Source organism: Psychrobacter sp. 16-MNA-CIBAN-0192, assembly GCF_040309565.1.
Lineage (GTDB): Bacteria > Pseudomonadota > Gammaproteobacteria > Pseudomonadales > Moraxellaceae > Psychrobacter.
Window position 1 is genome coordinate 1 of the sequence record NZ_JBEOOX010000317.1, and the last position, 267, is coordinate 267.

A 267-nucleotide genomic window follows, 5' to 3' on the forward strand; every position below is an offset into this window, starting at 1 on the left:
GTGGTGGCGCGGCGGCGTTACCCGGAGCCGCTGGCCGACCTTGCGTTGATCTTCGTCGTGCTTGGTGTGCTGCAGGTGCTGGCCCTACTGGCATTGTTCCGCTCGCGGCTGCGCACCTATGGGCCCGCCTTGGCCGCCGTACTCGCCCTGTGGAGCACCTACATCATGGTGGTCGAACCCCTGGAACGTCAGGTGTACGACACTCGCACCTTCAGCCTCGCCGTCAAGGCGCACGTTCAGCAGCAACCGGCGCCGCTGGTGTTGCAT

1 protein-coding gene is annotated in these 267 nt (G+C 65.9%); it reads left to right on the forward strand.

Annotation, left to right across the window (positions count from 1 at the left end):
• Positions 1 to 267 (forward strand): hypothetical protein (locus AAEY78_RS13390; protein WP_352339803.1); only part of this gene is annotated, 267 nt, incomplete at both ends.